The organism is Marinomonas sp. G8-14 (assembly GCF_055808935.1).
In genome coordinates this window covers 1,102,059-1,116,893 of record NZ_CM147891.1, presented here as the reverse complement: position 1 = coordinate 1,116,893, position 14,835 = coordinate 1,102,059, and the positions used below count along the sequence as shown (strand labels likewise).

General features: G+C 41.8%; 13 protein-coding genes, 3 tRNA genes and 3 pseudogenes. 16 read left to right on the top strand and 3 right to left on the bottom strand.

Annotated elements, in window-relative coordinates; genetic code table 11:
* Window positions 1–49: 49 nt before the first annotated feature.
* Both AC0L6V_RS05655 and AC0L6V_RS05650 read right to left on the bottom strand, forming a co-directional pair.
* Window positions 50–790: a siderophore-interacting protein gene (locus AC0L6V_RS05655; RefSeq protein WP_265221100.1), complete on the bottom strand. Its 741-nt coding sequence runs from the start codon at window positions 788–790 to the stop codon at window positions 50–52.
* Complete coding sequence (locus AC0L6V_RS05650; RefSeq protein ID WP_265221101.1) at window positions 783–1,244, bottom strand: MarR family winged helix-turn-helix transcriptional regulator; 462 nt, start codon at window positions 1,242–1,244, stop codon at window positions 783–785. The genes AC0L6V_RS05655 and AC0L6V_RS05650 overlap by 8 nt, the downstream gene beginning before the upstream one ends.
* 210 nt (window positions 1,245–1,454) lie before the next feature.
* Here AC0L6V_RS05650 and AC0L6V_RS05645 point away from each other — a divergent pair, with 210 nt between their 5' ends.
* From AC0L6V_RS05645 to nadA, 14 genes and pseudogenes are all read left to right on the top strand, one after another.
* On the top strand, window positions 1,455–1,946 hold the full coding sequence (locus AC0L6V_RS05645; RefSeq protein ID WP_265221102.1) for a transcription elongation factor GreAB: 492 nt from the start codon (window positions 1,455–1,457) through the stop codon (window positions 1,944–1,946).
* Between the two features lie 189 nt (window positions 1,947–2,135).
* Window positions 2,136–3,909: pseudogene (gene aspS, locus AC0L6V_RS05640) on the top strand (aspartate--tRNA ligase).
* A gap of 160 nt (window positions 3,910–4,069) precedes the next feature.
* On the top strand, window positions 4,070–4,627 hold the full coding sequence (gene ruvC, locus AC0L6V_RS05635) for a crossover junction endodeoxyribonuclease RuvC (RefSeq protein WP_409419505.1): 558 nt from the start codon (window positions 4,070–4,072) through the stop codon (window positions 4,625–4,627).
* A pseudogene (gene ruvA / locus AC0L6V_RS05630) lies at window positions 4,624–5,227 on the top strand (Holliday junction branch migration protein RuvA). The gene ruvC and the pseudogene ruvA overlap by 4 nt, the downstream one beginning before the upstream one ends.
* Before the next feature lie 2 nt (window positions 5,228–5,229).
* Window positions 5,230–6,243 (top strand): Holliday junction branch migration DNA helicase RuvB, encoded by a 1,014-nt coding sequence (gene ruvB, locus AC0L6V_RS05625; RefSeq protein ID WP_265221103.1) that lies wholly within the window; start codon window positions 5,230–5,232, stop codon window positions 6,241–6,243.
* Between the two features lie 9 nt (window positions 6,244–6,252).
* Window positions 6,253–6,934 (top strand): annotated as a pseudogene (tolQ, locus tag AC0L6V_RS05620) (protein TolQ).
* Window positions 6,934–7,362: a protein TolR gene (gene tolR, locus AC0L6V_RS05615; protein ID WP_265221105.1), complete on the top strand. Its 429-nt coding sequence runs from the start codon at window positions 6,934–6,936 to the stop codon at window positions 7,360–7,362. The pseudogene tolQ and the gene tolR overlap by 1 nt, the downstream one beginning before the upstream one ends.
* Window positions 7,362–8,348, top strand: coding sequence for a cell envelope integrity protein TolA (tolA, locus tag AC0L6V_RS05610; protein ID WP_409419502.1), 987 nt, complete (start codon window positions 7,362–7,364; stop codon window positions 8,346–8,348). Before tolR ends, tolA begins: the two co-directional genes overlap by 1 nt.
* 102 nt (window positions 8,349–8,450) lie before the next feature.
* Window positions 8,451–9,647, top strand: a complete 1,197-nt coding sequence (gene tolB / locus AC0L6V_RS05605) for a Tol-Pal system beta propeller repeat protein TolB (RefSeq protein ID WP_265221108.1) — start codon at window positions 8,451–8,453, stop codon at window positions 9,645–9,647.
* Window positions 9,648–9,666: 19 nt separating this feature from the next.
* Complete coding sequence (gene pal, locus AC0L6V_RS05600; RefSeq protein WP_265221109.1) at window positions 9,667–10,218, top strand: peptidoglycan-associated lipoprotein Pal; 552 nt, start codon at window positions 9,667–9,669, stop codon at window positions 10,216–10,218.
* Window positions 10,218–11,000 carry a tol-pal system protein YbgF gene (gene ybgF / locus AC0L6V_RS05595; protein WP_265221110.1) on the top strand — a complete coding sequence of 261 codons (783 nt, stop codon included), beginning with the start codon at window positions 10,218–10,220 and terminating at the stop codon, window positions 10,998–11,000. The genes pal and ybgF overlap by 1 nt, the downstream gene beginning before the upstream one ends.
* Before the next feature lie 41 nt (window positions 11,001–11,041).
* Window positions 11,042–11,117: transfer RNA gene (locus AC0L6V_RS05590), tRNA-Lys, on the top strand.
* A 27-nt stretch (window positions 11,118–11,144) separates the two neighbouring features.
* Window positions 11,145–11,220, top strand: a tRNA-Lys gene (locus AC0L6V_RS05585).
* 42 nt (window positions 11,221–11,262) lie between these two features.
* The gene (gene nadA, locus AC0L6V_RS05580) at window positions 11,263–12,312 is read left to right on the top strand and encodes a quinolinate synthase NadA (RefSeq protein ID WP_265221111.1); all 1,050 of its coding nucleotides are present in this window, start codon (window positions 11,263–11,265) and stop codon (window positions 12,310–12,312) included.
* Between the two features lie 17 nt (window positions 12,313–12,329).
* Here the strand turns inward: nadA and AC0L6V_RS05575 are convergent, their stop codons facing one another.
* On the bottom strand, window positions 12,330–13,835 hold the full coding sequence (locus AC0L6V_RS05575) for a coiled-coil domain-containing protein (protein ID WP_265221112.1): 1,506 nt from the start codon (window positions 13,833–13,835) through the stop codon (window positions 12,330–12,332).
* A gap of 111 nt (window positions 13,836–13,946) precedes the next feature.
* On the opposite strand from AC0L6V_RS05575, the gene AC0L6V_RS05570 reads away from it, so the two are divergent.
* Window positions 13,947–14,513 carry a nitroreductase family protein gene (locus AC0L6V_RS05570; protein ID WP_265221113.1) on the top strand — a complete coding sequence of 189 codons (567 nt, stop codon included), beginning with the start codon at window positions 13,947–13,949 and terminating at the stop codon, window positions 14,511–14,513.
* Window positions 14,514–14,604: 91 nt separating this feature from the next.
* Window positions 14,605–14,692, top strand: a tRNA-Ser gene (locus AC0L6V_RS05565).
* The last annotated feature ends 143 nt before the right edge of the window (window positions 14,693–14,835 follow it).

Genomic DNA, 14,835 nt, shown 5'->3' with positions numbered 1-14,835 from the left:
AAACACCAAAAGCCAGCTTATTTAAGCTGGCTTTTTTATGAATCAATGGTTATTGCTCCATTTCTTCTAAGTCAATGCGCTTTACTTCTTTATGCTGGTCTTCGTTGCTGCCTAACTTCCAGTAGCTAGATAAATACAAATTTTCCTTCTCAATTTTTGCGTCCTTTTTAAAAAATGCACGTAACATTTTCATGCTACTGAATTCGCAAGCCGCCCAAACAGAAACTTGACCTTGTAGCCATGGCAGTAATTGAACCTGTTCCACTAATAAGTTAGCGTTTTCGCCTGGGTGCGGATTAATCACCCATTTTAATTCTATGTTTTTAGGGTGTCTTAACGGCTGAATATCCTCTTGAGAAATGACTTCAATAATGGCGTAGCCTTTTGCATCCTGCGGAAGCATTTCTAGGTTGACACTAATTGCGGGGAGGGCCGTCATATCGCCAACAAAAATGTGCCAATCCGCTGCTTCGATGAGTTTTTTTGGTCCAGGACCACCAACAAGGATTAAATCGTTAGCTTGTGCTTGCTTTGCCCAAGATGACGCAGGACCGCTATCTTCATGAAGTACGAAATCAATGTCTATTTCGTCTGCACGCTGGTGTCTAATGGTATAGGTTCGGACGCACGGTTTTTGATCCTCTCTTGGAAAAATGAGTTTGACGTAGCCGCTTTCTTGGTTTGCTGGAATGGTGTGTATATTGTCGCCACCTAATGTTACTCGGAGCATGTTGGTTGTGATCTGTGCCTTTTTGATTACAGTAAGTTCTCGTGGTAGTGGTCTATTCATTAGTGGCTCCTGAATCTTGTTTATGACAAAGTGATGGATAAGGGGTGTTCGTCATCATTTCTGCAATGTAAATGAAATCAACGATTTGTTGCTCAGTTAAATGGTGTGTCATCTTTTCGACGGCCAGTTGATCGAGCGTCATGAGTTTATTGAGTAATGCGTCACCCGATTCAGTGAGGCTCAGTAGCTGGCTGCGGTGGTTGTCTGGATTGCGTACTTTTTTAACATAACCCAGGCTGACCAATTCTTTTAAAACTCGAGTGATTTGTGATTTATCGAGAGAAAGCCTCTCTGCTATGTCTTTGGCATGGCAATTTGGAATTCTACGAATGCATTTAAGAGAGCGAATATGACTGACAGGGATTGAAATTCCTGAATTTAACGCTTCCTCACGTAAATGATGGCGATAACTGTGTATGAGTTGATGAAGTGACTCGGCAATTTTTTCCTTCATAGAAACCTGTTTTTGAAATTTATGAGAATAGTTATCAGTTTAGTTTTGTCGGTTGATAGTGTCAACTAAAGGGTCCGTATTTTTAAAAGACATTTTCTTGCGCTTTCTTCAGGCTAGGCATCAGTAAGGCTATTTGAGAGCAAGTCATGGATTTTTTTATTAAAATGAATCGCTACAATGGGCTAATTCAACGAAGCGGATAAAATCCTGATGGATAAACAAGATGTATATAAAGCCGTCACAGAAGCATTACTACGCCGCTATGAAACTGCAAAATGGGCGGCCAAACAGGCGCATGAAGCGGCGACGAATCAAGAAAGTATTGCTGAAAATAAATACGATACTTTTGGCTTAGAGGCTTCTTATTTAGCTCACGGCCAATCCCAGCGTGTATTAGAGTGCGAAAAGGATTGGTTGATTTTTAGCAAAACACCCCCTGTTACTTTTGCTGAAGATAGTACTGTTGGTCTATGGAGTATGGTAACCCTATCTGAGCTGGAGCCACTCAGTGGTATAAAGAAGTATTTCTTCATATCGCCTTGCGCAGGTGGACTGAATGTTGAAATTAAAGGAGAAACGGTTTACTTAGTTACCGCCTCAACACCCGTTGGTAAAAGATTATTGGGGAAAATGTTGGGTGATGAGGTCGATTTGCCTCAAAATAGTCGACAAATCGCTTATGAAATCACCAGCATTGCATAATGCGTCTATTGTGTTGGACAAATTTGGTTCAGACCCTAGAGAGTCGGACTCGGTTCGCATATAATGCTTTGCCTTAAAATATTCTGTTATTCTATTCAGAGCTTAAAATTCAGTTAACATTACTGATCGAATGGAAAACGTTCTAAGAAAAAATCACTCTCTTACTGAGAAAGTAATAGGAAAGAAATTATGCGCAGCCATTATTGCGGCGAGTTAAATGCTTCTAATATTTCACAAGAAATCACCCTATGCGGTTGGGTTCATCGTCGTCGTGACCACGGTGGCGTTATCTTCCTAGACGTTCGCGATCGTGAAGGTATCACTCAAGTCGTTTTTGACCCAGATCGTGCTGAAAGTTTTGCGCTTGCCGACAGTGTTCGTAATGAGTTTGTTGTTAAGCTAAAAGGTGTGGTGCGCGCTCGTCCTGAAGGGACAACTAATCCAAATATGCGTACTGGCGAAATTGAAGTGCTTGGTACTGAGCTTGAAATTCTGAACGTGGCAAAAACACCTCCATTTCAGTTGGATGAGCATCAATCTGTTGGTGAAGATGTTCGCTTGAAAAATCGTTTTATCGATTTGCGTCGCCCTGAAATTCAGCAAAAAATGCGTTTTCGTTCAAAGGTGACATCTGTTCTACGTCGTTATTTGGATGGCAATGGCTTTTTAGACATTGAAACGCCTATTTTGACGCGTGCAACACCAGAAGGCGCGCGTGATTATTTAGTGCCTAGCCGTACTCAGCAGGGTAGTTTTTTTGCGCTTCCTCAGTCCCCTCAGCTTTTCAAGCAGCTATTGATGGTGTCTGGTTTTGATCGCTATTATCAAATCGCAAAATGTTTCCGTGATGAAGATCTACGAGCAGATCGCCAACCAGAATTCACTCAAGTCGATATTGAAACGTCGTTCATGAGTGAAAAAGACATTATGGCGATGACAGAAACGATGATTGTTAGCTTGTTTAAAGAGCTAATGAATGTTGATTTGGGTGTGTTTCCACGTATGCCTTATTCCAAGGCAATGGAAACGTATGGCAGTGATAAGCCGGATCTTCGGATTCCGTTGACCATTGTGACTGTATCTGACTTGATGGCTGACGTAGACTTTAAAGTATTTTCTGGCCCAGCCACCGATCCAAAAGGCCGCGTTGCTGCGTTAAAAGTGCCTGGTGGAAATGCGTTGACTCGCAAGCAAATCGATGACTACACCAAATTTGTTGGTATTTATGGTGCAAAAGGTTTGGCTTACATCAAGGTAAATGACAAATCAAATCTTGAAGAAGGTTTGCAGTCACCGATCGTTAAATTCTTGCCTGTAGATGTTCGCGCAGCTTTGCTTGATCGTCTTGGGGACTCAAGATGGTGACTTGATTTTCTTCGGTGCAGACTCTGCCAAGGTTGTGAATGAGGCTCTTGGTGCGCTTCGCTGCAAACTAGGTGAAGATTTAGATCTTTATACTTGTAAATGGGCGCCATTGTGGGTTGTGGACTTCCCAATGTTTGAAGAAACAAGTGATGGCGGAATCACAGCTATTCACCATCCATTTACTGCACCGTCTTGTTCTCCAGAAGATCTTAAGGCAAGCCCTTTGACTGCACTATCACAAGCGTATGATATGGTGTTAAATGGTACAGAACTTGGTGGTGGCTCTATTCGTATACACCAGGCTTCAATGCAGGAAACTGTATTTGAGTTACTAAATATCACTAAGGAAGAGCAGGAAGAGAAATTTGGCTTCTTATTAGACGCACTTAAATTCGGTGCGCCGCCACATGGTGGTTTAGCATTTGGCTTAGATCGCCTTGTGATGCTAATGACGGGCTCTAGCTCGATTCGTGACGTTATTGCTTTCCCTAAAACGCAAAGTGCTACCTGCCTACTAACTCAGGCGCCAGGTGAGGTAAGTGAGAAACAATTAAAGGAATTAAATATTCGCGTCAGAAAGCCAATCGCTGAATCTTAGTTTTTTAGCGATTAAATCGCCTTAAAACAGTGAGTTATGTTAAAGAATTGCAAGTAAAATGTAAAAGACCGCTAATATGCGGTCTTTTTTGTGTTTTGGCATTGCATACTTTGTAAAGGGCTGTTGAAATATACAGTAACTATGCAGGGCGTAAAAATTTATGATCATGACCAGAATTTTAGCGATTGATCCGGGCTCTAGAATAACAGGCTTTGGCATTATAGACGTCATAAATGGCAAAACTCACTATGTGAATAGTGGGTGTATTAAATTGCCTGACGAAGTTTTGTCTGTCAGGTTAAAGCATATTTTTAATTATATCTCTGTATTATTGGAAGAATATAAGCCTGATGAGTTTGCTATTGAGGAAGTGTTTTTGGCGAAAAACGCGAATTCTGCACTAAAGCTTGGCCAAGCACGGGGGGTTGCCATTGTGGCGGCATCTTTGCGAGAGCTTGCGGTGCATGAGTATGCCGCTCGAAGAGTTAAGCAGTCCGTTGTTGGCAACGGTAACGCGGATAAAAGTCAAGTTCAGTCTATGGTGCAATTGTTGTTAAATCTGTCTTCTAAGCCTCAAGCAGACGCGGCAGATGCTTTGGCTATTGCTCTGTGTCATGCCAATACACGTACTTCAGGCGGTTTAGAGTATGGTGTTGGGAAACGAGCGGGGCGTTCATCTAAACGCTGGACTGAACAAGATGTAAGGAAGTCATTGTGATTGGTCGAATCGTTGGTACTTTGGTTGAAAAAGCACCGCCAGAACTGCTGGTTGATGTGGGTGGAATTGGGTATGAAGTGAGCCTCACCCATGACCACTATTTATGATTTACCTCAAGTGGGTGGCATAGTCACTTTATATACTCATTTGCTAGTAAAAGAAGATTCTCACACTCTTTATGGCTTTATTGATAAAAATGAGCGTGCTCTGTTTCGTATTCTCATCAAAGTGAATGGTATTGGCCCTAAAATGGCGTTAGCAATCTTATCTAGTATGTCAGCTGAAGAGCTGATTGGTAATGTACAAGAATCCGATGTCACCGCTTTGACCCGCATCCCTGGCGTTGGCAAAAAAACCGCTGAGCGTTTAATTATTGAGTTGCGAGATAAACTTGGTCAAGCTGCGAAGAACGATCTCTTTTCTGCGCCAGCCGTATTGCGACAAGTACAGGCGGATCCAAGGCAAGAGGCTGAAGCTGCGCTTATTTCTCTTGGTTATAAGCCTCAAGAAGCGGCCAAAGCCATTGCTGGTATTCCGGTTGATGCAGCAAACAGTGAAGATGTAATAAAAGCAGCCCTAAAAGGTATGCTAAGGCAATAAGCATGATTGAGCACGATAGAATTATTTCTGCTGAGCTAAAAGGTAATGATCGTCAAGTCGATCGGGCAATACGTCCGCAGGCGCTTGCAGAGTACATAGGGCAGTCTGTCGTTCGTGAGCAAATGGAGATTTTTATCGAAGCGGCCAGGCAGCGCCACGAGCCGCTTGATCACACTCTTATTTTTGGGCCTCCTGGTTTGGGTAAGACTACGCTTGCTCACATAATTGGCAATGAAATGGGGGCGGAAGTAAGAACAACATCTGGTCCTGTTTTGGAAAGGGCTGGGGATCTTGCTGCTTTGTTAACGAATTTAAACGAAGGTGATATTTTATTTATTGATGAAATTCATCGTCTGAGTCCAGCTATTGAAGAGGTACTCTATCCGGCAATGGAAGATTACCAGCTTGATATAATGATCGGCGAGGCCTCAGCAGCAAGATCAATTAAAATTGAACTCCCTCCCTTTACTCTTGTCGGAGCAACAACTAGGGCAGGTTTGCTAACCTCTCCTTTGCGAGATCGATTTGGTATTGTGCAGCGCCTAGAGTTTTATGATGTGGAGTCACTAACAACGATAGTTGCTAGATCCGCAGGAAAAATGGGGATGCAACTTGATCACTCAGGGTGTTTTGAAGTGGCTCGAAGATCAAGGGGAACACCTCGAATAGCAAATCGTCTACTTCGTCGAGTGCGCGATGTTGCCCAAGTGAGTGGCGAGCATCTTGTAGGGCAAAAAGTTGCTCAAAGGGCGTTAGATATGTTAAGTGTAGATAGCCAAGGCTTTGACCATTTAGACAGGCGTATGCTATTGACCATGATAGAAAAGTTTGACGGGAGGCCTGTTGGCCTAGACAGTGTTTCAGCAGCGTTAGGTGAAGACAAAGATACAATAGAAGATGTTATAGAGCCGTTTTTGATTCAGCAGGGCTTCATAATTCGGACACCAAGAGGGCGTCAAGTTACGAAGCGTGCTTATGAGCATTTTAATTACCAACTACCTACGGATTTTAAATAGAGGTTAATAATGTCAATTTGGGGACTTATCGCCAGTGCTAGTTTCGTTGTTCAACTTGTTATGTTGACGTTATTAGCTGCTTCCATCTTTTCATGGATTGTTATATTTCAAAGAATTCGAGTGTTAAAAGAAGCAAAAAGAGTTCGTGCTACATTTGAAGAGAATTTTTGGTCTGGCATTGATCTCAGTCAGCTTTACCGTAAGCTTACTCAGGAAGGTCGAAAAGTGGAGGGGATGGAAAATATTTTTACATCCGGCATAAAAGAATTCACTCGCTTAAGGCAGAGTCATAATGTAGACCCTGAGGCTATTATGGATGGCGTTCAGCGCGCAATGCGAGTGGCACTGTACCGTGAAGAAGAAAAGTTAGATCAACATCTACCTTTTTTGGCTACAGTGGGGCTCTACCAGTCCTTATATCGGTCTTTTTGGGACTGTTTGGGGGATTATGCATTCGTTTATTGGTTTGGCAGAGGTTCAGCAGGCAACATTAGCTACCGTAGCACCAGGTATTGCTGAGGCTCTTATTGCAACAGCCATAGGTTTGGCTGCAGCGATACCTGCCGTTATTGCTTATAACCGTTTTTCTTCAACTGCAGAATCGCTTGGCTCTAGTTACGAGAACTTTGCAGATGAATTTACAAGTATATTACATCGCAAGGTGCATGTTAGAGAGGGAGGCGCTGTATAGTGGCTCGTTCACGCAGAAGAAATAAACGTCGCCCAATGGCGGAAATAAACGTTGTTCCGTATATTGACGTTATGCTCGTATTATTGGTTATTTTTATGATCACAGCACCAATGCTGACTCAGGGTGTTGACGTAGAACTGCCTAATGCAAATGCCACACCAATACAGGATGATGAGAACGATATTCTCATTGCATCGGTAGATTCTAAGGGTAAATTTTATTTAGATGTGGGTGGCAAGCAAGAATCTATTGCTTTATCCGAATTACAAGATAGAGTACGCAAAGTTTTGAGCCAGAACCCAAAAATGTCTGTTTTGGTTAGGGGTGATAAGAATGTTCCATATGGAGATGTGATTGGTTTGATGGTGGCTTTGCAAGGGGCTGGTGTTCCAAATGTTGGTTTAGTGACAGAGCCGGAAACGAATTAATGAAATGGCTACGCAGTGATAGTTATAGTATTCCAACAGTACTGGCTGTAGGTTTGCACGCTAGTATTGTTGTGGCTGGTTTAGTGGTGATTGACTTTGGTGATACTGAGCCGCCAAAACCCAAAAAGCCTCAAATTGTTAATGCTACCGTCGTGGATGTTTCGCAAACAATCATAGGTCAGCGTGAATCAGAACAGAGAGAGGCTCAAAAGCAGGCTGCGGTTGCAGAAGAGAAGCGAAAAGACGCTGAACAAAATCGCAAAAAAGAAGCGGAAAGAAAAGCATTGGAAGACAAGCAAAGACAGCTTGCCCAAGCCAAAGAGGCTAAAGAGAAAGAAGACGCTCAGAGAAAAAGAGAAGATGAGCAAAAGCGTCAAGCACAAGAAGCCGAGCAGAAACGCGTAGCTCAAGAAGCTGAAACAAAACGCTTAGCTCAAGAAGCAGAAAAAAAGCGTTTAGCTGAGAAAGAGGCTGACGATAAGAAGCGTAAAGAGTTGGAGCGTAAGGCTGAGGCAGATCGCTTAGCTGAAGAAAAGCGAAAAAAACAAGCTGAAGCAGATCGTTTGGCTGAACAAGAGCGTAAGCGGCAAGAAGAAGCGTCCCGCTTAGCTGAGCAGAAAAAAGCGGAAGCAGCGGCAGCCAAAGCGGCTGCAGAAGAAGCGAAGGAACGAGCCGTGGCAGAAGCGCAAATGGTTCAATCTATTAGTAGCTTAATTAATAACAGAGTAACGGCAGCTTGGATTCGTCCGCCTAGTGCACGAAATAATATGGTAGCCCAGCTGCGTATTTATTTTTTGCCTACTGGTGAAGTAATGAATGCTCAAGTAACAAAAAGTAGTGGTGATGCCTTATTTGACCAAAGAGCCGTTGATGCTGTTTATAAGGTAAGGCGAATAGAGGAGCTTGCAAAAGTAGACTCTTATGTTTTTGAGCGAAATTTCCGTCAGGTAGATTTAATTTTTAACCCGCAGGATTTGAGAAACTAATGATGTTTAAAAAATGGTTGAGTATACTATTTACGTGTTTAGTATTTGTGAGTTCAGCTAGAGTACCAATTAGTTATTGAAATAACCAGTGGTGCAGATCAGTTGCTTCCTATTGCGGTGGTCCCTTTTGGTTACGCTGGAATGGACGCTCTACCTGAGGACGTAGCACAAATTATCGAAGACGATTTAGCTCGTAGTGGTTTGTTTCAGCCGGTTCCGCGCGCTAACATGTTAAGTATGCCGACAAGAGAGGCAGATGTTTTTTATCGTGATTGGCGTTTACTAAAGAGCGACTATGTGGTTATTGGTACAGTGCAAAAATTGCCAAACAATCAGTATAGAGTTGGCTTTGAGTTGCTAAATGTGTTGAGTCAAAAACCTGTTGAAAGACATAACTCGATTGACGTTAGCGCGAGAAATTTAAGAGATGCGGCTCATTATATTAGTGACAAAGTTTACGAATTATTGACAGGGTCAAAGGGCGCATTTAGTACTAGAATATTATATGTTACTGCAGAGGGAAATAAAAAATCCCCTTTGTTTAAATTACAGGTAGCGGATGCTGATGGCCATAGACCACAGGTTATTGTTGAGTCGAAAGAGCCAATTTTATCTCCTTCTTGGAGTATGGATGGTCGTAACATAGCGTATGTGATGTTTAGAAATCGCCGTCCTAGTATTTTTACTCAAGAATTGGCAACAGGCAGACGTCAGCAAATTGCTCAGTTTAGAGGATTAAATGGAGCACCGTCTTGGTCTCCAGATGGAAAAAAATTAGCATTGGTATTGTCTAAAGATGAGAACCCAGAGATTTATACTTTGGATATCGCGACGCAAAAATTAGAGCGTATGACAAACCACTATGCTATTGATACAGAGCCAAGCTGGGAACCAGATGGCAAAGGAATAATTTTTACGTCTGATCGTGGCGGTAACCCGCAAATATATCGATTAGATGTAAATAGTAAGCGTGTAGAAAGAGTCACATTTGAAGGTGAATTAAATACTAGAGCAAGAATGACGCCAGATGGTCGTTATCTTGTCACTGTTCAAAAGAATGATGGTAATTATCATATTGCTTTACAGGATATGAAAACAGGCCGAGTTCAGACTCTTACAGAGACTTACTTAGACGAATCGCCTAGCATTGCACCGAATGGTAGCATGGTGATGTATGCCACAACCTATCAAGGAAAGGGTATCTTAGCCGTAGTATCCGTTGATGGCCTAGTTAAATATAGGATACCATCAGCAGAGGGTGATGTACGAGAGCCATCTTGGTCTCCGTATTTCAAATAAAGACATTGAGGAGTGAATAATGAGTGTAAACAAACTAGGTAAGTTTGCTGTAATTGGATTGTCTGCAGCTTGGATCGCGGGTTGTAGCACAACAGCAACTGATACTGATTCTTCAACTGTTGCTGAAGATGCAAACGCTAGTTCAGCAGCAAACACTGATTCAGCATACGGTGCTGGTCAAGATAGCGCTACGACTAGCGTTATTGTTGAAGAAAAAGATACAGGTATGGATTCTTTGGCAGGTGTAGAGACTGTGTTCTACTTTGATTTTGATAAATCAATTGTACGTCCAGAATCTCGTGAAGCTTTGGCTAAACATGCTGCATACCTTGTTTCAAATCCAGATGCGCGTGTTGTTCTAGAAGGTCATGCTGATGAGCGTGGCACTCGTGAATATAACATGGCTCTTGGTGAGCGTCGTGCTAAAGCAATTAGCCGTTATTTGACTATCCAAGGCGTTGCTGCTTCACAAATTGAAACAGTAAGTTTTGGTGAAGAAGTTCCTGTTGCCTTCGGTCATGACAGCAATGCTTGGCAGTTAAACCGTCGAGTTGAAGTACGTTACGAATAATGTTCAAAAAAGATGTGAAAATTCACTCTTTTGCAATGGTGCTGTGTCTCACAGCACCATTTGCAATGGCTGAAATTCCGCAGGTAAGTGGCGGTGGTGGCTTGTCAGCCAACGCTGCTGCTGACTTGCTCTTTCAATTGGAAACACTGCAACAGGAGGTTCAGAGCCTTCGTGGACAAGTGGAAGAGCAGGGGCATGAATTAAGGCTAATGAAAGAGAGTCAAAGGGATCGTTATATAGATCTTGATAAACGCATATCGATACTGATGTCAGCTCCTGCAAACGAGCCGAATAATTCAGTGGCTCCGATTGCGCAAACAGAACAGATACCCGATGAAATAGAAAACACTCCCATTAATACACTCGTTACTTCTCCTCTAGCGCCTGTTAGTCTGCAGCCACCTACTGAAGAGTCTCAACAAGCCTACAACAATGCGTACAACTTGATTCGTGAAAGACAATTTGATCAAGCTGAGACCGCTTTTACTAATTTTGTAAATACTTACCCTAACAATTCTCTAACCGGAAATGGTTATTATTGGCTAGGTGAAGTGAAATTAGTCCAAGGAAAATCTAGAGAAGCATTAGACGCTTTTTCTACTGTGATTCAACGTTTTCCAGGTCATGGCAAAGAACAAGACTCATTGTACAAGTTAGGCACTGTTAGCGATCAGATTGGTGATACTGCAAATGCTAAGTTGTACTTACAGGATGTTATCAGGCGTTTTCCTGATACAAAAGCTGCTCAACTAGCGGCTGGTTATTTAAGTAAAATTAAATAGCTTGCATTCCTCAGCGGGCTCTGTATTATACGCAACCCGTTGGGTCGTTAGCTCAGTTGGTAGAGCAGTTGACTTTTAATCAATTGGTCACTGGTTCGAATCCAGTACGACCCACCAACATGTTTTATTCCTTTTGTGATTTTTGGGTCGTTAGCTCAGTTGGTAGAGCAGTTGACTTTTAATCAATTGGTCACTGGTTCGAATCCAGTACGACCCACCAAAAAACACTCATTCCGCTCCCAGTTTCTTAAGGGGTAATGATATGTCTAAACTTTACGATAAAGCAGCACTTCGCGACACTGTTCAAAGATACCTATCTGAAGCCGAAAAAAGTCTTGAAATACAATCTGTCGATGGCGATGAAATTCGTGCTGAAATCAAATCTTTGCTCAAGCAAAAGAATGCTGTACTAGTAGCTCATTACTATACAGAAGATGCTATTCAAGAATTAGCAGAAGAGACTGGCGGAATCATTGCTGATTCGTTAGAGATGGCGCGTTTTGGTGCCAATCATGAAGCTAAGACATTGGTTGTTGCTGGTGTTAAATTCATGGGTGAAACGGCCAAAATATTAAGCCCAGAAAAAACCATTTTAATGCCAACGCTAGAAGCGACTTGCTCACTAGACATTGGCTGTCCTATTGAAGAATTTTCTGCTTTTTGTGACCAATATCCAGATCGTAAGGTTGTTGTGTACGCAAACACCTCTGCGGCGGTAAAAGCGCGTGCGGATTGGGTTGTCACTTCTAGTATCGCTCTGGACGTAGTTAACCATCTCGTTGATCAAGGTGAAAAAATTATTTGGGCACCAGATCAACACCTTGGTGGCTACATTCAACGAGAAACGGGTGCAGACATGATTATGTGGGATGGTGCCTGTATTGTGCATGAGGAGTTTAAAGCAAAAGGAATTTTAGATTTAAAATCTATTTATCCAGACGCCGCTGTGCTTGTTCATCCGGAGTCGCCTGAACCGGTTGTCGAAGTGGCAGATGTTGTTGGTTCAACGTCGCAGCTTCTTAATGCATCAAAGAATATGCCAAACGATACTTTTATTGTTGCCACCGATAGAGGTATTTTTTACAAAATGAAGCAAGCGTCTCCTCAGAAACGTTTCATTGAGGCACCTACCGCTGGTTCAGGGGCGAATTGTCGTAGTTGTGCACATTGTCCTTGGATGGCATTAAACAGTTTAGAAATGCTTCGTAACTCTCTAAGAGATGGTTCGGGTGAGATTCATGTAGCAGAAGAAACGAGAGTAAAAGCTTTGATTCCACTACAGCGCATGTTGAATTTTCAAATTCAGCGTTAAATATGCAATGGGGATTGCTATTCGTTTAGCGTCCCCAAATATTTCATTTCTAAATCAGAAAACGCCAGTTGTAAACGGTCGCACTCTAGACTCTTTTTGTTGTAGCTTACCCTAAGAGCTTGATAGTCTTTGTTGGACGCCATGTTTAATACCTTATTTTTTAATTCCGTGGTTATTAACACCAACTGCCTATTTCTTTCTCTTTGCTCAAAAAGTGGTTTGGATAAATTTGATGAAACCACATTTTTACTTAAAGCAAGTTGCCCAATTTTTTGTTTTAACTGATCATTGGTATCTTCTGCAATATCAAGTTCTTGAGCCAATAAAGTTACGCAAGTTTCAGATTCTTGAAGAAGGCGTTCAAGCATTTTTGTATCTTTATCCTGTTCTATAAGGCTATCTGTTGCTCTACTCTCAAGCGCTGTATTGAGTTCATCTCGAAGAGAAACAAGTGTTTCTTTTTTATTCGCGTTAAGCGCTTGAAGATTACCTATGGCAGTTTCATTACTGCGAGCAAGCTGTTGCTCAATTTCAGCGAGTTTTGCGTCTTTGGCATTAATGTCTTCCTTCAAAGAAAGGATTGATAGGTTAGACGTTTGCAGTTCTGCTTCTAACTGCAATATGAGCATTTGGGATTCTTCCGATATGCGTTCCAGCTTCTTAATAGCAACCCTTTGTGCTTCAAGGGAATTGCTTGGATTATTGTTTTTATAAGCTTTTTCTATTTCTGATTTTAGCTGATCAATGACCATTTTTTGGCGATTGGACAGGCTGTTTAAACTTGATATTTGTTTAAAAGATGCATCGCGAATCTGTTTTTCTATTTTTTGAGCCGTTGGAACCTCTAAGCTAAAATTTGACGCAGGAAGTTGGCTTTGAGCGGCGTTCTGCTCTAAAAGCTCAATCTTAGTTTTTAGCACACTAATTTCTTTCTCAAGACGTTTTTGCTCTTCATGCTTTGTGTTTAATTGAAGGATACGACTTTTGGCTCTATCTATGTTTTTTTGCAAATCATCATTTAGGAGGGCTTGTCGTTTTGTAAGAGACTCTTTCGTTATTAGCAATTCAGCTGTTTGGAAGAACTCGCTTTCCATGTCCTTGAGGTTTTGATGTAACTCATCTGGGTCAGTCGTCTGCAATTTAGGGGCAGATAAAGCATAGAGTAAGCTAGATAAAAAGCGATTTAGAATGGTCTTCGGCTTATCACTAACTTGATTTAAGAGGATTGCTCTTTCTGCTTTTAGTATCGTTCCCCAGATTTTTAATCTGTTTGTTTCATGGGCGCTTATTTTAGGAGAAATAGCATTCGCGGCGAATTGAATTTGCGTGTTGAGATACTGTGCTAGCCTTTTATAGGACTTAGACTCATTAGATACGGTTAAATCGCTCGTGGATTCAGCGACTCTCTTTTTTTCTTGCTCAATTTTTTTGCCGAGGGTGTGCGATAGCCACAAAAATATAAGGCTGCCCAAGAGTAAAAGAGTGCTTAATTCAATCAACATCCAAATTAGCCACTTTTGCATGAAAAACTCCTAGACCTTAAACTGACGATTGTGATATTCATTATCATTAAGTAATGGCAAAATGCACTTTAAATATACGCTTTGCCTCATGTTAACGGAATAAAATATTTTATGAACAAAGAATTTATAAGCTTTATGCGCAACCGTGTTTCTCAGCCTGCTCTTAATGCACCTGCGCCGACTGAAAATGAATGGGAATTGGTTTTGAGTGCGGCAAGCCGTGCGGCGGATCATGGGAACCTTAAACCATGGCGATTTTGTATCTTTGAAGGAGAAGGGCGCGAGAAGTTAGGACAAATCTACTGGCATCATGCTTTATCTGAAGTGGAATCAATGCCAGAGAGTAAAAAAGAGGGCTTTGTTAAAAAAGCCTATCGCGCTCCAGCTGTGCTTCTGATTTATGCAAAAGTTCAAACCCATCCTAAAGTGCCTGCGATAGAGCAGGTGATGGCTACTTCTGCGGCAGCGCAGCAGGTTTTATTGGGATTAAATGCTCTAGGATATGGTGCCATGTGGCGAAGTGGTCCAGCATGCTTCACGCAAAAAACCAAAGAATTATTAAACTTGGATGAAAATGATCAAATTGTAGGCTTAATCTATGTCGGTACGCCCAATGAAAAAGCTGCTTTTATCCCTGAAGTTGATATTGGGTCGCACTTAACGTGGGTAAGAGATTAATTTTTAAGGTTTATTTTTAAAAATGGGTTGCAATCTCTAGTCTTCATAATTAATATACGCGCACAAATTACGCACTGCGTATAAAAGTTTTGGTGAGCTGTCCGAGTGGCCGAAGGAGCACGCCTGGAAAGCGTGTATGTCGAAAGGCATCAAGAGTTCGAATCTCTTGCTCACCGCCATTATCCCAGTAAAATCAAGGGTTACAGAGTGATTTTTGATTTTGTACTGCATAAAGTACATCATAAAAACCGCTTAGGGTTATATCCTAGGCGGTTTTTTTAATTCAACTATGATTATCTAGTTACTTTACACGGGCGTATTG